Genomic DNA, 21,189 nt, shown 5'->3' with positions numbered 1-21,189 from the left:
GAACCACTGTGCTTCCTCCCCGATCGCGTCGGCGGCGTCGAATATCGCGCACTCCGGGCCGCCCATCGTCCGCGCGGTGGTGGTTCGGCCGGTTCCCGGCTCTCCGGTGATCAAGATGGTCCGGGCCAGGCCGGTCGGGTGTGGCTCGTTGTCCGGTGCGCCGGTCACGGGTGCGCTGCGCGGCCGGGGCCGGCGCGTCCTGGGWATCCCGCCTTCGGTGATCTCGAAGAGCGCGCCCCCGTGGCTCCCGGTGACCGCTCTGGCCCGGACGGACACTTCCGCGCCCGAGGAGAGGGTGAGCGAGCATTCGACCGGCGCGGTCCCGGGAAGATCCGCTGCGATGGCACGCAGGGCGACATGGTCGGAACCTTTGACGAGATCGACGGCTGCGGAGTTCGTCAGCACCAGGTTCTCACCGAGGGCGACCACCGCGAACCTTCGCTGGTTCGCGTGGGCCTGGAATTCGGCGAGGAGCTGCTTTTCCGCCACCCGTGATCCTTCGAGCAGACGTTCTTCGATGTCGCGTGCGGCCCGCATCAGGAACGGCCCGAGCAGCGTGGTCGCGTCGGCCACGGGGCCGGAGACGTCGATGACGCCCTCGAGCCGGTGGGTGACCGGATGGATGATCGGGGCTCCGTAGCAACAGAAACACCGCAGCGCCTCGAGGAAGTGTTCCTCACCGGTCACCGCGATCGGCCGCCGGAGCTCGAAGGCGGTGGCCAACGAGTTCGTCCCGCTCACCTCTTCCAGGTACTGGAAGCCGGGAACGGCGAGGACGCGGTCGAGGGCACGGCCGATCGTGCTGCTGGTCACGCGCCGGTCGACGATGCGGGAGGTCCGGTCCGCGAGGAGTATCGAAAATCGGGTGTCCGCCAATTCGTCGACCATTTTGTCCAGGACGGGACCGGCGGCGATCGTGAGGGTGCTGCGCACCTCGATGTCACTGATCGCGCTTTCGCGGACCTCCATGCCGGGGTCGAGTCCGCTCAGCGTGGCACGGTGCCACGCCAGCTCGATTTCCGGTCGCCGGCGGGACGACGCGTTCGGGGACTGCTCAGGTGTCATCTCTTGCTCCATCGCCCTCGCGAATGATTCCGCATGTCAGGCGCTTGCGTTCCTCATCTCCCGTCAGCTGCCATCGGCACCATTCCGGTAATCATCAGTATGCCCGAGGCCACGGTGATCTTTGTCTGCCTGCCGATCGGGCCCCGCTGCGAGAGGAGGGGGTACAGCGCGATGGTGGCCCAGCCGGCCAGAACGAGCAGGCCGAGCCAGGTAGTGAAGATCATCGGCGGCCCACCGAGCATCTGGTGTGCGTGGAGGGGCACCTGATACCCGTCCGATCGGGGTGCCCCGTCGGAATAGGTCAGGGCGGGTGAAACGAACAATAGGATCAGAGCCATTGCAGCGAGGTCCGCTGCGCAAGGCAATGCGGCCGCACGGTCCGCCGCGTCGGCGGTAACCCACATCGCCAGAGCGATCAGAAGGCATCCCGTCCCCACGCTCACCCACCCCGTCATGCCACCGGGGATGAACATCGCCGCCATCACCACCACCATCGCCAGGTGCGCAACCCATGCCCTGCGTCTGCGGCCGCGTTCGCGGAACAGGGGAAGCGCAGCACCGACGATGCCGATAATCCCCAGTGCGTGGATCAGAGGGAGATCATGCATCAGAACCTTCGAACTTCACTGAGGTTGACGGCCGTCGAGGAGCACTGTTCCCGATTACTCGCGAACGGACGCCGGGCGGGCTTGCCCGGCGGACGTGGTTGCAGGGTCACCGGAGAATCGACGACAGCCGGGTGACCAGCTCGTCTTCGTCGACGGCGTCGGTGAAATGGGTGAGATAGGCACCGTCGGGACCGAGGACATAGGTGAACGCCGAGTGTGGCATCTGGTAGTTGTGGGGATCATCCGGGTCGGCGACGGTGGTGGCGAACACGCGGAAGGATTTCTTGGCCCGGTCGATCTGTGCCGGTGTACCGGTCAGCCCCGTGAACCGCGGATAACCGGGGGAGAGGAAATCCTTCATCACCTCCGGGGTGTCCCGTTCCGGGTCGACGGTGATGTACAGCGGCTGAACGCGTTCGGCGAGCGGCCCCAGGCGGTCGAGTACCGTCGACAGGCGGTGCAGCGCACGGGGGCACACCATCTTGCAGTGGGTGAAGCCGAAGAAGATCACCGCGTACGTGCCGCGGTAGGTGCGCTCGTTCACCTCGTGCCCGTGATGGTCGACGAGGTCGAACGTTCCGCCGATGTGTCGGCCGGTGACGTTGCTCGTGGTCTCATTCATCGCTGTGTCCCTTCAGAGGGGACACAGCGAGGTGGAATGTGCGCGGTGCGCCGGCGGGAACCCGGATTCCGATACCACCCTCGACGTGATCGATCTCAATTTCCTGTGCACCGCCGGTGTGCGGTCCCGGTGCGATCGGTCCGCCGGCCCCGCCCGTCGCGACGACGACACCGTTCTCCGTCAACGACCAGTGCTTCCTGTCGGCGACGTTGCCGAGCACAATCGACCCGTCACCCTCGCGCTCACCATGTCGCTGCACGCGGAAAGTCAGCACGTCCGAGGCGGGATCGAAGCGCGCCTGGCTCACCGCGATGTCACCAGCCACATCGGACAACACAGGTTCGGTGAAATGTGCTGGGCCCCAATGTTCGTTGTACAACTTCCGCATACCGTCCGGGACGTTCAGTCGGGCGTATCCGAGTAAGGCGTTGCCGGTCAGCGGTTCGATCAGGGTGCGGTTGCCGTGTTCGTCGACCTCGGTGTCATTGCGCGGGTAGAACAGGCCCCCGTCCCGCCAGGTGGGGTTCATGAAGCGGTCGGCGTGAGTGAGGAGTCCGTGGAGTGCGGTGGTGTCGCCCATCTCCGATGCCCACGCCGCGACCCATCCGAAATCGCAGGTGTCGTTGATGACGGTTTGACCCATCACTTGCTGGGCGGGTGGGGTGCGCACGGACTTCGTGCCGTCCGGGCCGTCGACGAGGAGGTCCGTGATCTGCTGGGGGTAGTGGGCGTGGACGAACTCGCTGTTCCACGTGTTCATCAACGTTCCGCACCAGGCGTCGATCCACGGTGCTGTCGCCTCGTTGGGGACGACGGTGCCGGAATCCTGCGTGAGCATCATGTTGTAGTGGCCGGTCGAGTCGAGTCTGCCCAGTTGCTTCCAGGCTTGTTCGTAGCTGCGGGTGACCCCGGCCGCGACGTTCTCTCCGGTCACCAGATCGTGCATGCGGAAGCCGAGGATCGCCGGTTGATTGCAGATCTGGAAGGTGCAGTTGGGTTCGCAGGCGACGCCGAGATAGCCGCTCTCGACCATCTGCCAGTACAGGTGCTCGTTGAGGGAGTTCTCGTCATACTCGAATCGTTTCGGTTCGCCGCCCCAGAAGAAGGACCAGTAGTCGAAGCTCAGGGCGCCGGGCTGTGAATATCGGTCGTCACCGAAGAGGTGGTGATACATCAGGGTCATGGACTGCACGTAGGCGCTGTACATGATGTTGTCGCGGGCGACCGGGTTCCACTCCTCGTGGTAGTTCTCGGCCAGGTGCGCGTTGAACACCGCACCGCCGCGACTGACGTCGCGCCAGTACAGCCACGCCTCGGGCATCAAGATCTTCTCGATAAGACGTTCGAATACGGGTTTGAATACACCCGGTGCGTTCGGCAACCGATGGACATGGGCCAGCGCAAGCGCGTAGGCCATGTAGGCAACTTGGAACCGTATCCCCCCGAAGTCGAACTGGCCGATTCCCTTGCCCTGCATCAACGACCAGTCGTTGGGTAGCTGCCGGGACAGGTTGTCGAAATGCCGGATGTGACCGAGTTGCTCTGCGGTCAATACAGCGTCGACGTCAGCGATGTCTCGTCCATGTGCCACTTCCGGCCCGGTCTTCAGCGACGACACTAGTTTGTCCCTTCCTCTGGAACTCGCCCGTCTGGGCGGGTTCTCCGCGTGAATATTTGATTTCCGAGAGTGCCGGTTGTGCACGTGCACTCGGAGGTTGCCCTGACCGAAACCACCGCCGGTGTTCGTGACGTGATTCACACTGCCGCGTTTTGGTGTGGTGAAGTGTTCCGATCGCGAACACGTCCGCGCGGACTGGGCCCGACTTCGTGTCGGGCGCGCGGAGCGCAATCGCATCACCAGCCTTTCGGGCGATGTTGTCGATCGGTGAAGGGCACATGAGGTGCACCGGGCGGGACGGCTACCCGAGCGCGGATCTGCGGTAGTCGCTGGGACTGCATCCGAATCGAGCACGAAAGGCCCGGCTGAAGTGCGCGGCGTCGGAGAAGCCCCAACCGAAGGCGATGTCGGAAATCGAGATGTTCGACAGAGTCGGATCGACGAGTTCCCGCCTCGTCCCGTCGAGCCGTTGCGTCCAGATCCACTCGCTGGCCGAGCACGGTTCGTCGGCGAAGGCACGGTGGAGTGTGCTGGGCGACAGGTGGAGCGTCGCAGCGACCGAAGCGACGGAAAGGTCGGGGTCGCGGAGGCGGGCGCGGATCTCCTGTTTGATCGCGGCGAGCCGCCGCGCCGCCAGCTGCGGCGGCGGTGCGTCGAGACCGGTGAATCCGGACAAGCCTGCGACTACGAGGTATTCCACACTTTGCGCTAGCGCCTCCGCCGACTGGGTGGCTATCTCGGTGTCGTCGAGGAGGGTGCGCACCATAGTGAGGAGTAGTTTCCCGGCGCCCTGAGCGCTGGGGACTCGGCGGGCGGTGAGGTCGGCCGTGTTGCGCACGAGGGTGCGCAGCGTCGAGCCCGGCAACCGGAGGACGTATTGCTCGAAGTTGTCGGCGAAGTGGAGTTCGTACGGCCGGGTGGTGTCGTACATCGCGAAGTCGCCGGGTTCGAGTCGGGCGATCCGGTCATCCTGCACGACGAATCCGTTGCCCCGGTTCTGCACACTGACAAGGAAGTAGTCGTCACTGGTCCGCGCGATGCCGGCCGGGGTCCGCAAAACGGACTGGGCCGTGGCCGTGACCTTGGACAACCCGAGCGTCACCAACTGGGCCGCCTCGATCGAGCCATCGATCGAGGCGGCCGCAGCCGAGGAACCCGGCACCTCGCACTGGAGATCGACATACGTCTGGCTAACGGCCCGGGTCCAGAACTCTCTCCGGTCGGCATGGTCCACGGAGTCGGTACTCAGGACGGTTCTCGATGTCGTCCGCCCGGCGGGATCGTGAATCATCTGTTCACCTTCAGACCTACGACGTCTCGACTACCTCGGAGTCGAGCGCTGCGCCGGACCGATGGCTGGTCGACGCCAACATCCCGGTTTCATCGTGGCACCCAAGGTACTCGAAGAACTGCTCGTCGGCCGCCGCCACGGTGACTTCGTGGTACAGGCGGAGCGTGGCCGCCGGGCCCAGAGTGGACAGGTAGCGAAGCGCGGCACCGAAAATCGCGACATGTGTGGGATGGGATTCCGCCCACCGCTCGAGGTCACCGAGGCTGCGCCACCACCTCATCCCGAACGTCTTGTCCAGCGGGTCGCCGTCGTCCGAGAGCACGGTCATGTACCGGTTCGCGAAGCACCCGAGGGGTCGGCCGGCGTCTCGCAGGAAGTTCATTCCGGTGCGGAGGACCGGTTCGACGTCGTTCAGATACAGCGCCCGCTCATCGCCGTCTGCGTCGGTCCAGTCCTGTCCGGAGCGGATCAGGCACAGATTGTCCACGGGATGCACGCGTGTGCGGGGCCCGTCGTGGGTGACGGACGGAGTACCGGAGGGTTCGAGGTTGCTCTCGGCGGCGATGGGAAGCCGGTCACGCATACCGCCCCAGTAGCCGTGCTCGCGGATCTCACCACTGAGGGCCTCGGAGATTCGAGCGACACCCTCGAGTCGGTCGACGGCGGAGAAGAGTGTCTCGAAACGTCGGACCTCGGGGTGAAGGACCTCGACGAAGAAGCCGACGCCGTTGGTGTGGCGCCTCGGTGCGGTCCACTCCGAACCTATTTCGGTGAACCACCGGTTGAACGCCTCGTCATTGGCCCAATACCCGATGACGATCTCCGTCTCGTACCCTCTCTCATCGAGGTAGCGGGCACGTTCGATCCGTGGGGATCCCGCCGCGACGGCGAGTTGTCGTCGCAGGCCTGTCACCGCTTCCTGTGCGACGTGTCGTTTTTCGTTGATCGACTGAACTCCGAAGTAGGCCATTACCACTCGGGTCGTTGAGGTGTCGTAGCGGGCCGTGTACGACGGATATGGCGGGTGGAAATTGTGGGGTGTCCGAACAGGGCACGTCCGCGCCGGGGCCAGGTGCGCCGGGATCGCCGACTCGTAATCAGACATGCTGCCGGGTGAGGGTGCCGTCGAGCGCGAGTTCTTCAGGGAGGCTGTTTACAGCAGCGGATATGGTGTCGTCTCCCTCGAACATTCGGGTCACGCCAGCTTCGTCGGGCGTCCCTGAGATGATGCGATCGCCCGGAGCCTTGTTCAGCCACAACCGGGTTACATCGGGTCGCGCGTAATGTCCGGCGGGATCGGCGGCGGCCTTGGCGACAGCGATCGCGCTTGTGTCGATGTCGGCGTAGACCAGGCCTTCGGTCGACGGGTCGAGGGGCTCGTGCAACAGCTGCCCGTCGGGTCCGAAGATCCGGGCGTATCCACCACCTTCCGACAGCATCGCCCGCTTCGCGTCGTCGGTGCACAACCTCTCCACCATGTCCGCCGAAACCGTGGCGCAGGGCGCGATCACAAAGCTCCCACCCTCGACGGCATACACGCGGCTGGCGGCCGTGTTCACCTCGGGGCCCAACGCATACGCTGCGCCTGGGTAAAGCGAAAAACTGGGCCAGGCACCGACATGAATCTGTTCGTTCTGCGCGTACATGGCGTACTTCGACAGCGGCTGAAGGTGCTCCCAACAGCACAATGCTCCGAGTCGGCCGAGATCGGTGTCGTAGACCGAGAGGTCGGTTCCGTCGCCCTCCCCGTACACGGTCCGTTCCACGTGGGTCGGCTTCAGCTTGCGCCGGGTGGCGATCGTGCGTCCGTCAGCTCCGATGATCCACTGTGCGATGTAGAGGCTGCCCTGGAACCGCTCGCTCAGCCCCATCACGACCATGATGTGGTTGTCGCGTGCGGCGGCGGCGAGGCGATCGGCCTCAACCGATCCGTACTCGAGGGAATTGTCGAAATACCGGCCCGTGAACTGGAGGGCCCAGGCGGGGGAGTCGAGCCAGATGTGAAATGGATAACCGGGTAGGAAGGTCTCCGGGAAGGCGATCAGCTCGGCGCCGGCGTTCGCCGCCTCCTCGATCAGTGCGATGGCCTTGTCGATTGACGCTTCCAAGTTGAGGAAGACCGGTGCGGCCTGGACCGCCGCGGCACGGAAGGAATGATGATGTGACGCCATGAGAATCTCCTCTGCTGGGGAATAGAGAGAAACCTAGGCCTCAGAACACCCCCGCTGTGGCCCCAGTGACGCGACCTTCTTGACTGACAGCCGCACACCACGATGGATCCGGAGCCGGTCATCAGTGCTGCCACCGATTTGGCGATGGCGACCCCGGCATTGGCGCCGAACGCGATGATCACCGTGCGTGTGCTCTCACCGCCGGTGTCCGTCTCGACGGCCAGTGGTCCCGGATCGTGGGCCCTGGTCACCTGTCGAGTCTCACACGAGAATGTGCCGCGAGCACTGGCCGAAACCACGTGCGGCAGCTACTGCGTGTCGGGATGGTCGGCGACTGCTGCCCGAGGCATCGGGCGGTGCCTGGGCGCCGACCCGCCGCAATCGGTCCCCCTCTCGCGGCCAAAATGGGGTTCGCGGGATGACCCGCTCGGCGCTGGGATGCGCCCAGGGACGGCGGCCGGGAGGGTGCTGCACAAACTGGCGCCGCGGAGGAGCCGGCGACCCTGACAGAAGGCCGCGGACTGTACTGACGTGACCTTCACCGGCTTCTGCGACGCGAATGTGCTTGTACTCGAGTGTTGCACGAGACGTGCTGATTTGGCTCGCGCAGGCGGGCCTGGTGCACGCGCGGTGGGCGGATCGCATCCCGGGCGTAATGTTCGAGGACGTGGCGGGGGATCGACCGGACATCCGCGATGATCGTGGCGATGTTACGGCGACGGGGGTTCGATGGGGTCGAAAAGCGGTACCACCGTCGCCGCACGGAGCCGCTCCTTGTGTCGCTGCCGCTCCTCCCATTGCGCCGTCCTGTCGGCGGCCTCGGCTTCTCGTCGCTGCTCGAGCCGCCGCCGTTGCAGAGCGACGGTCATCTGTGTGGCGAGGATATGGCGCCGTAACTCCTCGGCGCGCTCTGCAGCGACAGTGTCACCGAGATGAGTGGCGGCAGTTCGGTCGCACTGGACAAGGAATCCCTCGTAGGTCAGCCTGGACCGGTCGTGCTCATCCAGGCGTGATTCCGCGACCTGTTCGATCAATTGCAAAGGGATACGTAACATTCGGTAATTCATTCGCAAAAGCGTGAGCGGTATCGACCGCAATGTTGTCACGCTCTGGGATGCTAACCCTCGCGGCGGAAACATGTGGATGATCGGCTGCCCGAGGTCGGTGCGCGGGAAGCATCAGCACTGCACGCATGTCGCGCACGGCCGCCGTCCGTGCCGCCCCGAGGGGGTCAGGAGGTACGAGATTTGCCGATATGCCCAGATCGCCAGGAAAGAAGTACCGCCGACCACACAGTGCCGAACGGTCGGTTTGGCATTGTTGGTGGCTACTGCCCCGAGTAGCGTCAACTTCAGCGGCCCGGGCGGCCGCGAAAACATCTGATGCGTGGTCGTCCGCTTCGCGTTCCCCACAGCGCGAATCGAAGGAGTGCGGCCATGATCACATCAGTGGCATCCAACCTGTCAGGTGGGGAGTCTGCAGGCCGTGGTGCGCATCGTCGACGCAGACCTGCCCGCCGCCTGCGGGCCGGAATGTTGACCCTTGCAGCGACCGCCGCGGCAATGATGCTGGTGGCTCCGCACGCCGCAGCTGCGGCCATCAACACCACAACGACAGTCTCGATCCAGGGTATGGCTGCGACGACGTGCCCAGTCACCTTGACCGCCCAGCTTGCGCCCGCTTTCACCGGTGGCACGGTCGCATTCAAGGAGGGCAGGGCAATGCCACGCTCGGCGCCGCGGCGGCCGTGACGAAGGAACCGCCAGTATCCAGCACACCTTCGGGGCCGAATCGACTAGCCTCCAGCGGTTTTGACTGATTGAATTTCGGCCGTTGCGGGTAGTCCGGTAGTTCGCGCGCGGGCATCCGTTTCGGGGTATGCCCGCGCGGGGCGAGTCCGGCCGGGGCGCCGAGCGGACCACAGACGGAAAGTTCCGGGACGGGGGTGGCCGGGAGCGAGGAGCGATGCAATGACCACAGCGGGCGGTCCGAGCTCGAGCAGTCTGGCGGATGTCATCGACACCATCTTGGACAAGGGCCTGGTCATCGACGCCTACGTGCGGGTCTCGCTGGTCGGTATCGAGCTGCTGACGATCGATGCCCGTGTCGTGGTCGCCAGTGTCGACACCTATCTGCGGTTCGCCGAGGCGGCGAACCGGCTGGCGATCGGCAGCGAACCGAAGGGTCTGTCCGACCTGGTCTCCGACGTCAAGGGCAGCGGCAGCACCAAATCCAAGACCAAGGGTGTCCTCGAGGGCGTGGGGGAGACCCTCGGTGAGCTGCTCGGCGGATCATCCGGCGGCGAACGCGAACCGGCACCGCGGCGGAGACAAAAATGACCTCCCCGGAGGACACCGACGACACCGAGGGCGCTGCGGCGTCCGTGATCTACGTGTATGCAATCGTGCCCGCGGACGTGCAACCGGAAGAGGATGCGACCGGTATTCACGATGCCCCGATCGAGAGTGTCACGCACGGCGACATCGCGGCCTTGGTCAGCGAGATCGACCCGGACCACCGACTCGGCACCTCCGCGGATCTGCAGGCCCACGCCCGCATCCTCGACGGCACCTCGCACGTGGCCCCGGTGCTGCCGCTGCGGTTCGGTGCCGTCGTGTCCGACCGCGACGCCGTGATCAACGAGTTGCTCGCCGAACATCACGACGAGTTCGCCTCGGCTCTCGACGAACTCGAGGGTTTCGCGCAGTACATGATCAAGGGCCGCTACGTCGAGGAGAGCATCGTTCGGGAGATCGTCGACGAAAGCCCGAAGGCTACCGCCCTGCTCGAGTCGATCCGCGGCCAACCCGAGGAGCTCACCCGGGACGCCCGGATGGCTCTGGGCGAGATCATCGGCCACGCCCTCGAGGCCAAGCGGGAGACGGACACCCGTATCACTCTCGACGCGTTGTCACCGCTGACCGACACCGTCACCGTTCGCGAACCCACCCACGACGAGGACGCCGTCCAGATCGCGATCCTCCTCGAGGTCGACCGGCAAGACGCACTCGAGCAGACGGTGGGAGAGCTGGCCGCACGCTGGGACAACCGGGTGACGATGCGCATCCTCGGCCCCATGGCCCCCTACGACTTTGTGGTGAGACCGAAACCGGAGGGCTGACGAACGATTCTGTGGCGTGCAGCATTCGAGGAGTCTGTGTTCATCGTTGCAGTCGGTGACGCGCTGTGAGCACAGGACTCCTTTCGTGGTCGACGATGCGTGTTCTGCCGCTGATCGTCGGAACATTCGCGGTGCGGTGCGGTGCTCCCGGCGGCAGTCGAGGGCCTCCGCGGTGGCCGGTATGAGGAGTGGTGGGCGCACCCCAGGGCGGGTGTCGCGGTGGACCGGCCTAGATGTTGCACGTTCAGCAGGCACGACATCGCGGTGAGCAGTTGTTACTCGGAGCGTTCCCGCCGTTGCCGGTGTTGGAGCGGCAGAATGTCGGGGGTTTGACGCATACCGTGGCGGGTTTGTTGAGCCTCGGTCCCGGGGTACCGCTCAGCGGCCTGGGTCTGCGGGGTCGGGGCTGTGTAGTGCGTACCGGCCGGGGCCGGTGGCCTTGGCCCGGTACATCGCCCGGTCGGCGTGATGAATCAGCTCGTGCGGGGAGACGGCGGCACCGGTGACGGCGATCCCGACACTCGCCGTGATCGGGGCAGCCCCCGGGTGCGGGTCCACGGTGGCGATCAGGTCGGCGATCGCGGTCGCCTCCGCGGGACCGGTGACGGCCGGGCACAGGATCAGGAATTCGTCGCCGCCCAGGCGCGCCACGGTGTCGGTGGGCCGGACCAGGGACCGCAGGCGGTCGGCGAGTCGGACCAGGGCGGCGTCGCCGCCGGCGTGCCCCAGTCGGGCGTTGAGGCGGCGGAAGTTGTCCAGGTCGATCACCAGCACCGCGACCCGAATGCCGGTGTGCGCCGCCTGGTCGAGGGCGGCGGTGATCCGCTCCAGGGCCAGGGTGCGATTCGGCAACCCGGTGAGCGGGTCGTGCAGGCTCTGATGCCGCAACCGCTCCTCCACGCCGAGTCGGTCGATCGCGGTGGACAGTACCGCGGCCACCGCGGACACAAACGCCACCTCACGCTCCGGGGCGACACGCGGTCGGGCGAAATGGGCGGTCAGCACTCCCCAGATCGGATCGTGCCCGATCGGCACGCCGATGCCGCTGCCCAGCCCGTGCGCGGCCATATCCGCGCTGGCGAACCGTCGCTCGCGGGCGCGGTCCGGGCAGCACACCACCACCGCCTCGGCGGCCGCGTACCCGGTCAGCGAGCCGCAGCCGGCGGCGACGGTGCTCGGGCGCGGCCCGGGTCCGTGGTAGCCGAGCACCGGCAGGGCCGCCCCGCCGGTACCGTGCACCCGGGCGACCGCCGCGCACCGCGGCCCCAGCAGCGCGGTGACCATCCCGGTCGCCGCGGTCAGGAGCGTGTCGAGGTCGGCGGTGACCGCGAGCCGGCTCAGTTCGGCGAGTACGTGTTGTTCCCGGCACCGGCGGTCGGCGTCCGCGAGAGCGGCGAGCAGCGGGTGTTCCCGCTCGCCGGAGGTGGACGGCTCCCGGGCGATCGCCCCGATCAGCAGTGGCCGCCCGTCCGTGTCGCGTTCGGTGACGAAAACCGACAGGACCGTCGGGATCGGTGTTCCGGTGCGTAGGTGCCGCAGCTCCGTTTGCCCGCACCACCGACCATGTTCGGTCAGGGCGGCGGAGACTTCCGGTGCCTGTTCCACCACGGTGTCGGTGCAGACGTCGGCGACCGTGTGCCCGAACGCCTCGCCGCCGTCCGGGAATCCGAGCAGGGCGGCGCCGGCCGGGTTGAGGTACCGGAGGCGGCCCGACCTGAATTCCCACAGTCCTACGGGGGTCGGTGCGCATTCCAGTGCGGCGGCCAGCTGCGCCGACATCGCCGCGCCCGGGAACGATCCCGTTTCGGATCGGGTCCCCTCTTCGGGGAACCCGGATTGTCCGGCGCCCTCCGGCACCCGGCATGGTTCGGATAATTCAGTCACTACTGGTCGGTTTCATTCTCGTTCAACAGCTTTCAGTGAATTGGTATGTCGCACCGGATGGCGCATTCGTTTCGCGTGAAGGCCGCCCAGGCGGCGCGGACATGCCGAGGCGGAGATGTCCTGGGGCCCGATGCCCTACGCCGCGGGCTCCCTGCTGATCCATGGGTGCGGGGTGTGGTTTCGGGCAAGTCGCGCTGATCAACGAGCTGGTGACGAGGCCGTATCTGGTGTTCATCCGGGTCGTCTCCGTGAGGGTGTCCTTTGTATATGCTGCGGCCGGGAATTTCCGAGACCAGTCACTCTCGTGCACGGTGAGATGAAAATGCAGAAACGGGACCCTCAGATATCCGATGTCGGCAAAATCACGTGTACATACTGCGAGGCCCACATTCTCGAACCGCGCTTCGCGCAAGGTTATTCTGGGGTCGACCGGCCTGATTTCGAGGTGACAATTTCGACTCGACTGCGTAATCGCCCGCCGACCGGGCACCCCGCAGGCCGAGCTCGCCTGCCGGCGGAGGATGGCGGTAGGGACAGGCGTCACCTGGCCGGTGATCGTACTGATCGGGGCGGTGGCCCGGCTGCCCCAGGTGAGCCGGGTCACCGCTGGCCTGGATTGCTCGGTCGGTCGGCTCGGTCGGATGCCGCCGCCGAAGGTGACGCTCAGTCACCTGCCTCGAACGCGACGTCGAAGTTGATTCCTGCAGAACCCATCAGAATTCACGCCTTTCCTGGTGATGAATCCACGGGTTCGTCGATCCCCGCTTACCATGCCTATCGCGCTCGGGGCTGGGAAGCGTTTCGCAAAAAAAGCGAATTTCTCACATAATGAAATTAACAACCGCCCATAATGTTCTGTGCAAATTAACGACCGCCCATAATGTTCCTGGGTAATCAATTTGGGAAATGGGGGCAACTCCGAATTACTCGGCGCGTTTGTCTCTCGTGTGTATTTGCGTGATCCACGAGATTACGGAGGTGGGACCACACGTGGGCTACGGCGGGGTGGGCGAGCGCTCGACCTCGGTCCGCGCGCGGCGGGGCGCCCCGCCGGCCGAAGGGGTTCGGCGACCGAGCGGGGCTGGCTGCCCGGTCCACCTTCGCGGCGCGGGCAGCGTACTGAGCGGGTACCCGCAGATAACTGCGATACGCGGGTATCCCCGACGGCCCGCGGTCGTACCGTGCGGTCCTGTCCGATGTGACGCGGTGACGAACGTACTGCTCGCCGAACACGACGACGAGTTCGCCTCCRCCCTCGCGGAACTCGAGGGCTTCGGCAGATTGAGCGGAGCGGCCCCGGGGTAGTCGGCGGAACGAAGGCACCACCCACCGACCACGGCCCCATCCTTTTCGCCGACGCCGGCGCCGAGGTGCACCACATCTTCTCGACAACAAGGGGTTGGGCGATGACAGGCAAAGGTCAGATGGCGTTGGCCGTGGGTGCCGGGTACATGCTGGGCCGCACGCACAAGATGAAGTTGGCGTTGATGCTCGCGGGTGCCGGAGCATCCAGTCGGTTTCCTTCCGGATCACTGGGTGTTCTCGGACAAGGAGGAAGGCTGCTCGCGAACTCACCCGAGGTTGCCAAGCTCGGCGAGACGGTCCGCAAGGAATTGATGAACGCGGCGAAGACGGCCGCGGTGACCGCGGCCAGTCGTCGCATCGACTCGCTGAACTCCCGGTTGCAATCGGGCGGTGACGAGATCCCGGACGGGAAGAGGTCCAATCGCAGGCGTCGTGAGGAGCCTGAGGACGACTACGACGACGAGGAGTACGCAGAGGTCGAGGAGGAGCCCGACGCAGACGAGGACGAGGGTTCCGAGGAGGAGGCGCCTCGCGCCCGGAAGCGTCCGGCCCCGCGCCGCCGCTCCTCGAGTAGTGGTGGTTCCCGGCCGACCCGGTCCCGGTCGTCGACGAAGAAGGACGACGAGGACGAGACCCCCACCCGTGTCCGGAAGTCGCGCGCGAAGGCGACGACCGATGTCATCCCCATTCGACGCACCCGGAAGTGATCAGCGATGACCTCGAATCTCGACAGTGCGGCGAAGAAGCTGCGCAAGAATGTCTCCGGTGCGTCCGGTGAGGCCGCCTCGGTGTCACCGCTGCAGAAGGCGGCGCAGGGCCTGCTCGGCACCGTGACCGACAAGGCGTTATCCACCGTCTCGGACAAGGTGGCGGGCGCGACCGGCCGGCTGACCGACTACGCCGAGGGCGGCGGTGGCAGCCTGCTGTCCGCGGTCACCGGAAACGGCAACGGCAACGGTGACGGGAACGGGAAGGGCGACGGCAAGTCACTGTTCTCCGGGCTGACCGACAAGGTGAAGGACACGGCGTCGGATGTGAAGGACGCGGTCACCGGCGGCGGCGGTGGTGGTGGCGGTAAGGGCAAGAAGCTCAAGTTGACCAACATCGTCGAAACGATCGATGTCGGTGTGCCGGTCCAACTGGCGTATAACCAGTGGACCCAGTTCGCCGACTTCCCCTCGTTCATGAAGAAGGTCGAGCGGGTGGAGCAGGAAGCGGACGAGAAGCTCGAGTGGAAAGCGAAGATCTTCCTTTCGCATCGCACCTGGGAGGCGTCGATCCTCGAGCAGGTCCCGGATGAGCGGATCGTGTGGCGGTCGAAGGGTGCCAAGGGTTTCATCGACGGTGCGGTGACGTTCCACGAGGTGACTCCCGATCTCACCCGGATTCTTCTGATCCTCGAGTATCACCCGAAGGGGTTGTTCGAGAGGACGGGAAACCTGTGGCGGGCGCAGGGTCGGCGAGCGCGTTTGGAGTTGAAGCACTTCGGTCGTCACGTCATGACCCAGTCCGTTCTCCATCCCGACGAGATAGAGGGGTGGCGCGGAGAAATCCGGGACGGCAAGGTCGTCGAGCCCGAGGAAGTGGAACCAGAAGACGAGCAGGACGAAGCGCAGCTGGACGAGGGCGAAGAGGACGAGACCGAGGAGCCCGCTGAAACAGACGAGACCGGGGGCGAGTACGAGGAGCCGGAGGAAACGGACGAAGGCGAGGAGCCGGAGGAAACAGGGGAGGACGAGGCCGAGGAAACGGACGAGTACGAGGAACCCGAGGAGGACACCGAGGAGCCGGAGGAAACAGACGAGACCGAGGCTGAGGAGCCCGAGGAGGAGGCTGAGGAGCCCGAAGAGGAGACCGAGGAGGAGGCTGAGGAGCCCGAAGAGGGGACCGAGGAGGCATCACCGCCGCCAGCACGTCGTGGCCGCCCGCGTAAGACCGCGGCCGCGAGTGAGGACAAGGCGCCGGCACGCCGGGGTCGCCCGCGCAAGACGGCGGCCGCGAGTGAGGACAAGGCGCCGGCACGCCGTGGCCGCCCACGCAAGACCGCGGCCAAGTCCGCCGGTTCGAAGCAAGGAGCGCGGCGATGACGTCGATACAACCCGCAGGTCGTGGCGGTGGCGGGGGCGGAGTCAGCGGCGGGCCCAGCTCGAGCAGCCTCGCCGACGTCATCGACACCATCTTGGACAAGGGCCTCGTGATCGACGCGTACGTGCGCGTGTCGCTGGTCGGCATCGAGCTGCTGACGATCGACGCCCGCGTCGTTGTCGCCAGCGTCGACACCTACCTGCGGTTCGCGGAAGCGGTGAACCGGCTCGAGATCGGCAGCGAGCCCAAGGGGCTGACGGACCTGGCTGGAGGCGGCGATGGCGACTCTGAATCGAAAACCCAGGGCGCACTCGGAGCCGCCGGCGAAAAACTCGGCGACCTCCTCGGCGGCGGACAGGAAGAACCTCAGCGCGAACGGGTTTCACGCAAGTCCACTCGCGAGGACAAGTGATGTCAAATCGTCCCGCTGGTCGTCTGCGCGACACCGGCGACGGCGCGCAGAAACGTCGGAACAGAACACCAACGACACACCCGAGGCCACGTCCCAACGGTGTCTACGTGTACGGCATCGTGCCGACGGTGACCGGCGTCCGAGGAGCCGACCGGTCGGACCGTTTCGCGCAGGGGTGGGCGCGTCGAATTACTCAGTCCTTAGCGGTCTCTGCTGGATTGAGCGTCCGGGGTTCCGGGGTAGTCCGGTAGGCCGCACGTACACCTCCATTTCGGTACTGCACCGGGACGAGCTGGACGCGGCGAGAGCGCCGAGCGGGCCGAGAAACGACCGGTACCGCCACGCGTCACCGAGCCGCCCGCACGCGGTGTTGCGGGAGGGGCGAGAGCGGGGCAGGGAGGAGCGAGGAGATGACCACAGCGGGCGGGCCGAGTTCGAGCAGTCTGGCCGACGTCATTGACACCATCTTGGACAAGGGCCTGGTCATCGACGCCTACGTGCGGGTCTCGCTGGTCGGTATCGAACTGCTGACCATCGACGCCCGTGTCGTGGTCGCCAGTGTCGACACCTATCTGCGATTCGCGGAGGCGGCGAACCGGCTGGCGATCGGCAGCGAGCCGAAGGGGCTGTCCGATCTGGTGTCGGGCGGGACGGAGAAGATTGCGAAGTCGAAGACGAAGAGTGCGATCGAGGAGAAGCTCGGCGGGCTGCTGGGCGGGCAAGAGGAACCGGAACGGGAACGGGCGTCGCGCAAGTCGACTCGAGGTGACAGGTGATGGTTACGGAGCAGACGAAGAACCAGCACAGCGAGAACGCAGAGAAGTCGGACAAGAGGCAGACGACGGGGGTGTACGTCTACGGCATCGTCCCGGCCGACGTCGAACCCGGGGGCGACGCGACCGGGGTCGCCGACGGGAAGGTGGACGTCGTCACGGACGGTGACATCGCCGCCCTGGTCAGCGAAATATCCGTGAACCGTCCACTGGGCAGACCCGAAGACCTCCGTGCTCACGCGAACGTGCTGGACGGGACGTCCCGGGTGGCGGCGGTGCTGCCTCTGCGGTTCGGTGCGGTGCTCACCGACGCCGACGCCGTGAAGGAGGAACTGCTTTCGGCGCATGCGGACGAGTTCGCGGCGGCCCTTCAACAACTGGAGGGCAAGGCCCAGTACGTGGTGAAGGGCCGGTACGTGGAGCAGGTGATCCTGCGGGAGATCCTCGACGAAAACGAGCAGGCGGCGCAGTTGCGTGACGAAATCCGGGACAAGTCGGAGGCCGCCGGCCGCCAGGCGCGGATGGCGCTCGGGGAACTGGTGAACAACGCGATCGCCGGCACGCGCGAGGAAGACACCCGCAAGACGGTCGAGGCCCTGGGCGACCTCACCGACTCCGTCAACCGCCGCGAACCCACGCACGAGGAGGAGGCCGTGCACGTGGCGGTCCTCGTCGACGTGGACCGGCAGGACGGACTGGAGCGGGCGGTGGGAGCGCCGGCCGAGGAGTGGGACGGCCGGGTCGAGATAAAGCTGCTCGGGCCCATGGCCGCCTACGACTTCGTGGTCACCCAGAATCCGGCGGGGCAGGGCTGAACCAAGATGCGCGATCAACTCCCCGACCACGTCGAGGTCCCACAGCCCTGAAGCACCCCACAGCACCGGGCGTCTCGAACCACGCCGGCGGTGAAGGCGATCGAGGACGATCGCCAGGCGCACTCAGTACGAGGCCGGCGATCGCCACACCCTCACCCCGAAGGCGCGCGAAGGTCGCGGCCGTGCTGGTGCGGGCGGGCTTGGTCACCACCCGCTCCTCAACAGCGACCGGGCGGTCGTCGACCCCGAGCTCCATCCGCGCGGGTCGCCATCGCGTCCCGGGCCGGTCAGTGGTCTGCTCATCGCTTACCTCCGTGCGCGGGAGCGGCGCGCAGGTTTCGAAAAGAAACGTCCTTCACGTGAGGCCGCTCGGGCTCCGGCGTCTCCGCGGGCGAACGTCGTCACTTACCGGCCCGTGAATCGATACAGTCCCGAAGATGGCGCCAGTCCACCATCAGGATCGGCGGCGGCAGCACCGAGACGCTCGCACTCAACTCGCCCCGCCCGGGGAGCCGGGCGAGGAACTCCTCGCCCGGGCGGTGACTGCCGCCCTGACACAGGGCGCGTCCTGGGCGCAGATCGGCGCACGGCTCGGGGTTCCCGATCTCTGCGCACCGGACCGCGAGTGTTCCGACCGTCAGGGGCAGGACGCGATCGTCGACCACAAAAACGCGCGACACGTGCAGCGGCTGTGCCGGGCGCTCGGGATCTCCCGCTCGGGTCCCTACAAGCACCTGGCTACTGAGCCGGCCCGGGTCGAGCGCCAGGCCGACGAGGCCACGACGGTCGCCGAGAGCCGCGCCATCCATACCGAGCAGCGCAGCGCGTACGGCGCTCCCGCCCGCATGCCGAACTCCGGTCCTGCGGACGCAGGATCAACCGCAAGCGGGTGGCCCGGCTGATGCGAATCCACCACGTCGTGGGCCGGCACCTGCGCCGCAGCAAGCGCACGACGATCGCGGACAAGTCGGCGCCAGCCGTCCCGGACCTGATCAGATAGTGGTGGATTCCCTGATCCTGGTGCGCCTGATCATCTGCCGCTCCTGATGGGGGCGCTAACCAACCCGGCGGAGCTGGCGCTGGCCGATGTCGAGTCGCAACTAACTGGCTCCGTCGCCGAGATAGGTGTTGAGAACTCGTGCAATGTCCGCCAAAGCTCGCGGCGTGGTCATGTGAATGTGCGTGGCATCGATGGGATAGTACTTGAGGGAACCGGATATGTATGGCTTCCAGCAGCTGTCGGCAAGCTCTTCGGTCATGCCGTCGGCTGCAGCGGCGGCGAAATAGACCACGTCTCCGTCGAACGCGGGGGGTTGATAATTGGCGACCAGCCGTGGCGCGTCATTGAATGATGCGACGATCCGCTTCACATGTGATGACTGGAGAAACTCGAATGCTCCAGTCCGCATGTGGATCAGTTCGGTCGCGTGTTCAGGCGACATGGGTGCTCCCGCGGCATCGAAGTCTTCGGCATCGAATCCAATCAGATCGGATAGCTCGACCAGAATGTCTCTTACGGTGAATTCTGGGGCCGCAGCCGATTCCGCTTCGCGTAACCGGCTGTCCAGCATCGCTAGCAGTGAGACCCTTTGCCCCAGATGGCGAAACCGTGTGCCTACGGCGTGGGCGATGACTCCGCCCAATGACCAGCCGAGTAGGTGATATGGGCCGTGTGGTTGCACGGCCTGGATCTCCCGGACGTACTGCTCCACCAGCTGCTCGATCGACCGGGGATGCGGGTCATCTTCGACAAGTTCGGGGGACTGGAGCCCGTACATTCGCCGTCCCGGTTGGATATGTGGAGCCAAACCTGCGTAACACCAAGCTAATCCGCTGGCTGGGTGTATGCAAAAGATAGGGTCTGAATTCCCGGTTGATCTGATCGGCAACAGGACGTCGAACGCCGAAGGTCCGGTCGGTGCAAGATGTGTCGAATCGTCGGAGACTGCCTCGACTTTACTGGCGATCGACTCCACCGTGGAGTCAGCAAAGAGCCACGTAACTTGGATCTCGACGCCGAGAGCCTCTCGCAGCCGCGCACTGACCCGGGTGGCGAGCAGCGAGTTGCCGCCGAGGGTGAAGAAGTCGTCGTCGAGTCCGACCCGCTCGTGGCCGAGGACGTCGGCGAAGATGCCGGCGACGATTCCTTCCACGGCGGTGGTCGGTGGCCGGTACTGGGGTGTTGGTAGTACGGGTGCGGGGAGTGCGCGGCGGTCGATCTTGCCGTTGGTGGTCAGGGGTAGTGCGTCGAGGATGGTGATGGGGTTGGGCAGCATGTAGTCGGGGAGGTGTTCGGCGGCGAAGGTGTGGATGGCGGTGGGGGCGACGTGGGCGCCTGGGGTGGGCACGACGTAGGCCACCAGTTGTTCGGTGGCTGGGCCTTTGTGTACCGTCACCGCGGCGTGGGTGATGTCGGGGTGGGTGGTGAGGGTGGCTTCGATTTCGCCGAGTTCGATGCGGTGGCCGCGGATTTTGACTTGGAGGTCGCGGCGGCCGAGGAATTCGAGGGTGCCGTCGGGGTGCCAGCGGACGAGGTCGCCGGTGCGGTACATGCGTTGGCCGGGTGGGCCGTAGGGGTTGGCGACGAAGCGTTCGGCGGTCAGGGCGGGTCGGCCGTGATATCCCCGGGCGAGTTGGATCCCGGCCAGGTGCAGTTCTCCGGTCACGCCGATCGGTACCGGATGTAAGCGGTGGTCCAGTACGTAGGCGTGGCAGTTGGTCTGGGGTGTGCCGATGGGTACCACTGACTCTTCGGGCTGGGTGCAGCGATGGCAGATGACGCTGACGGTGGTTTCGGTGGGCCCGTACTGGTTCCACACCGTCGCCGGACCGAACTGCGCCAACTGCGCGACCGTCTGCCCGGACAGCATTTCACCGCCGAGGTAGACCACCTTCAGCCCACCGAGAGCGTCCGACRACCGGCTCGCCATCAGACTGGTTAGCACTGTTGGCACGGACGCCATGTGGGTGACCTTCTGAGCCCGGATGAGTTTGGCCAGGTAGTCGGGGTCGCGTTGGCCGTCGGGCCCTGCCAACACCACGCATCCGCCGACCTGCAGCGGTGCGAAGAGGTCGGGGGTGGAGGCGTCGAAGGTCACCGCGTTGCTCTGCAGGAGGCGGTCACCGGCGCGGTGATCGAACGCCTCCACCACCCACCGAACCTGATTGGTGATTGCGGTGTGGGCCACGGTCACTCCCTTCGGGCGGCCGGTCGATCCCGAGGTGAACATCACGTATGCCGTGTTCTGTGGGCGCAGTGGTGCGCGGCGGTCGGCGTCGGTCACCGGCGCCGCGGACATCCGTGACAGATCGATGGTGTCGGTGTGGAGGACCGGTACCGGGTCCGGCAGATCGATGTGGTCGTCGTGGGTGGTGGTCAGCATGCAGGTTGGTTGTGCCACTGCGAGAATGAAGTGGGT

At 65.9% G+C, this 21,189-nt stretch carries 17 protein-coding genes and 1 pseudogene; 8 read left to right on the top strand and 10 right to left on the bottom strand.

Translation table 11 applies throughout. The features are described 5' to 3' along the window. The 8 genes from AC1DWT_RS40180 to AC1DWT_RS40145 form a co-directional block, all read right to left on the bottom strand. A partial coding sequence (locus tag AC1DWT_RS40180) for a sigma-54-dependent transcriptional regulator family protein (RefSeq protein WP_477924878.1) occupies positions 1-1,065 on the bottom strand: 1,065 nt, incomplete at its 3' end. Positions 1,066-1,118: 53 nt separating this feature from the next. Beyond that, positions 1,119-1,673, bottom strand: a complete 555-nt coding sequence (locus AC1DWT_RS40175) for a DUF5134 domain-containing protein (protein ID WP_206012267.1) — start codon at positions 1,671-1,673, stop codon at positions 1,119-1,121. Positions 1,674-1,779: 106 nt separating this feature from the next. Continuing rightward, on the bottom strand, positions 1,780-2,295 hold the full coding sequence (locus AC1DWT_RS40170) for an SCO family protein (RefSeq protein WP_072947461.1): 516 nt from the start codon (positions 2,293-2,295) through the stop codon (positions 1,780-1,782). Then, positions 2,288-3,913, bottom strand: a complete 1,626-nt coding sequence (locus AC1DWT_RS40165; RefSeq protein ID WP_477924875.1) for a linalool dehydratase/isomerase domain-containing protein — start codon at positions 3,911-3,913, stop codon at positions 2,288-2,290. The genes AC1DWT_RS40170 and AC1DWT_RS40165 overlap by 8 nt, the downstream gene beginning before the upstream one ends. A 301-nt stretch (positions 3,914-4,214) precedes the next feature. After that, entirely contained in the window at positions 4,215-5,204 is a 990-nt protein-coding gene (locus AC1DWT_RS40160) for an AraC-like ligand-binding domain-containing protein (protein ID WP_206012264.1), read from the bottom strand. A gap of 16 nt (positions 5,205-5,220) precedes the next feature. Further along, a complete protein-coding gene (locus AC1DWT_RS40155) occupies positions 5,221-6,309 on the bottom strand; it encodes a phenylacetaldoxime dehydratase family protein (RefSeq protein WP_206012263.1) in 1,089 nt (362 codons plus the stop codon). Then, positions 6,302-7,375: a carbon-nitrogen hydrolase family protein gene (locus tag AC1DWT_RS40150; RefSeq protein ID WP_206012262.1), complete on the bottom strand. Its 1,074-nt coding sequence runs from the start codon at positions 7,373-7,375 to the stop codon at positions 6,302-6,304. The genes AC1DWT_RS40155 and AC1DWT_RS40150 overlap by 8 nt, the downstream gene beginning before the upstream one ends. A gap of 710 nt (positions 7,376-8,085) precedes the next feature. Further along, positions 8,086-8,481 (bottom strand): hypothetical protein, encoded by a 396-nt coding sequence (locus AC1DWT_RS40145; protein WP_174705557.1) that lies wholly within the window; start codon positions 8,479-8,481, stop codon positions 8,086-8,088. 864 nt (positions 8,482-9,345) lie between these two features. Between AC1DWT_RS40145 and gvpJ (AC1DWT_RS40140) the strand changes: the two genes are divergently transcribed. After that, positions 9,346-9,714 (top strand): gas vesicle protein GvpJ, encoded by a 369-nt coding sequence (gvpJ, locus tag AC1DWT_RS40140; RefSeq protein WP_072947449.1) that lies wholly within the window; start codon positions 9,346-9,348, stop codon positions 9,712-9,714. Continuing rightward, positions 9,711-10,496, top strand: coding sequence for a GvpL/GvpF family gas vesicle protein (locus AC1DWT_RS40135; protein ID WP_206012261.1), 786 nt, complete (start codon positions 9,711-9,713; stop codon positions 10,494-10,496). The genes gvpJ (AC1DWT_RS40140) and AC1DWT_RS40135 overlap by 4 nt, the downstream gene beginning before the upstream one ends. Positions 10,497-10,874: 378 nt before the next feature. Here AC1DWT_RS40135 and AC1DWT_RS40130 read toward each other — a convergent pair whose 3' ends face one another. Continuing rightward, positions 10,875-12,380: a diguanylate cyclase domain-containing protein gene (locus AC1DWT_RS40130; RefSeq protein WP_206012260.1), complete on the bottom strand. Its 1,506-nt coding sequence runs from the start codon at positions 12,378-12,380 to the stop codon at positions 10,875-10,877. A 1,406-nt stretch (positions 12,381-13,786) separates the two neighbouring features. Here AC1DWT_RS40130 and AC1DWT_RS40125 point away from each other — a divergent pair. The 6 genes and pseudogenes from AC1DWT_RS40125 to AC1DWT_RS40100 all read left to right on the top strand — a co-directional run. Continuing rightward, positions 13,787-14,392 (top strand): hypothetical protein, encoded by a 606-nt coding sequence (locus AC1DWT_RS40125; RefSeq protein WP_206012259.1) that lies wholly within the window; start codon positions 13,787-13,789, stop codon positions 14,390-14,392. A gap of 6 nt (positions 14,393-14,398) precedes the next feature. After that, entirely contained in the window at positions 14,399-15,772 is a 1,374-nt protein-coding gene (locus tag AC1DWT_RS40120) for an SRPBCC family protein (RefSeq protein ID WP_206012258.1), read from the top strand. Next, positions 15,769-16,182: a gas vesicle protein GvpJ gene (gene gvpJ, locus AC1DWT_RS40115; RefSeq protein WP_072947445.1), complete on the top strand. Its 414-nt coding sequence runs from the start codon at positions 15,769-15,771 to the stop codon at positions 16,180-16,182. Before AC1DWT_RS40120 ends, gvpJ (AC1DWT_RS40115) begins: the two co-directional genes overlap by 4 nt. 410 nt (positions 16,183-16,592) lie before the next feature. Next, positions 16,593-16,958, top strand: coding sequence for a gas vesicle protein GvpJ (gene gvpJ / locus AC1DWT_RS40110; RefSeq protein WP_072947444.1), 366 nt, complete (start codon positions 16,593-16,595; stop codon positions 16,956-16,958). Then, positions 16,958-17,770, top strand: a complete 813-nt coding sequence (locus AC1DWT_RS40105) for a GvpL/GvpF family gas vesicle protein (RefSeq protein WP_206012257.1) — start codon at positions 16,958-16,960, stop codon at positions 17,768-17,770. Before gvpJ (AC1DWT_RS40110) ends, AC1DWT_RS40105 begins: the two co-directional genes overlap by 1 nt. 478 nt (positions 17,771-18,248) lie before the next feature. Further along, positions 18,249-18,764: pseudogene (locus AC1DWT_RS40100) on the top strand (IS3 family transposase); the annotation flags it as partial. A gap of 106 nt (positions 18,765-18,870) precedes the next feature. On the opposite strand, the gene AC1DWT_RS40095 reads toward AC1DWT_RS40100, so the two are convergent. Then, positions 18,871-21,189: amino acid adenylation domain-containing protein (locus AC1DWT_RS40095; protein WP_477924869.1), on the bottom strand; the 2,319-nt coding region annotated here is incomplete at its 5' end.

Source organism: Rhodococcus sp. P4_B6 (assembly GCF_056402215.1).
Note: the sequence above shows the minus strand (reverse complement) of the source record. Positions and strands in the feature narration are given on the sequence as shown.

Excerpts from the sequence above, each read along its gene's own strand:
- AC1DWT_RS40175 (WP_206012267.1), bottom strand. The coding sequence starts at position 1,673 with ATGCATGATCTCCCTCTGATCCACGCACTGGGGATTATCGGCATCGTC.
- AC1DWT_RS40170 (WP_072947461.1), bottom strand. The coding sequence starts at position 2,295 with ATGAATGAGACCACGAGCAACGTCACCGGCCGACACATCGGCGGAACG.
- AC1DWT_RS40160 (WP_206012264.1), bottom strand. The coding sequence starts at position 5,204 with ATGATTCACGATCCCGCCGGGCGGACGACATCGAGAACCGTCCTGAGT.
- AC1DWT_RS40155 (WP_206012263.1), bottom strand. The coding sequence starts at position 6,309 with ATGTCTGATTACGAGTCGGCGATCCCGGCGCACCTGGCCCCGGCGCGG.
- AC1DWT_RS40150 (WP_206012262.1), bottom strand. The coding sequence starts at position 7,375 with ATGGCGTCACATCATCATTCCTTCCGTGCCGCGGCGGTCCAGGCCGCA.
- gvpJ (WP_072947449.1), top strand. The coding sequence starts at position 9,346 with ATGACCACAGCGGGCGGTCCGAGCTCGAGCAGTCTGGCGGATGTCATC.
- AC1DWT_RS40135 (WP_206012261.1), top strand. The coding sequence starts at position 9,711 with ATGACCTCCCCGGAGGACACCGACGACACCGAGGGCGCTGCGGCGTCC.
- AC1DWT_RS40125 (WP_206012259.1), top strand. The coding sequence starts at position 13,787 with ATGACAGGCAAAGGTCAGATGGCGTTGGCCGTGGGTGCCGGGTACATG.
- AC1DWT_RS40120 (WP_206012258.1), top strand. The coding sequence starts at position 14,399 with ATGACCTCGAATCTCGACAGTGCGGCGAAGAAGCTGCGCAAGAATGTC.
- gvpJ (WP_072947445.1), top strand. The coding sequence starts at position 15,769 with ATGACGTCGATACAACCCGCAGGTCGTGGCGGTGGCGGGGGCGGAGTC.
- gvpJ (WP_072947444.1), top strand. The coding sequence starts at position 16,593 with ATGACCACAGCGGGCGGGCCGAGTTCGAGCAGTCTGGCCGACGTCATT.
- AC1DWT_RS40105 (WP_206012257.1), top strand. The coding sequence starts at position 16,958 with ATGGTTACGGAGCAGACGAAGAACCAGCACAGCGAGAACGCAGAGAAG.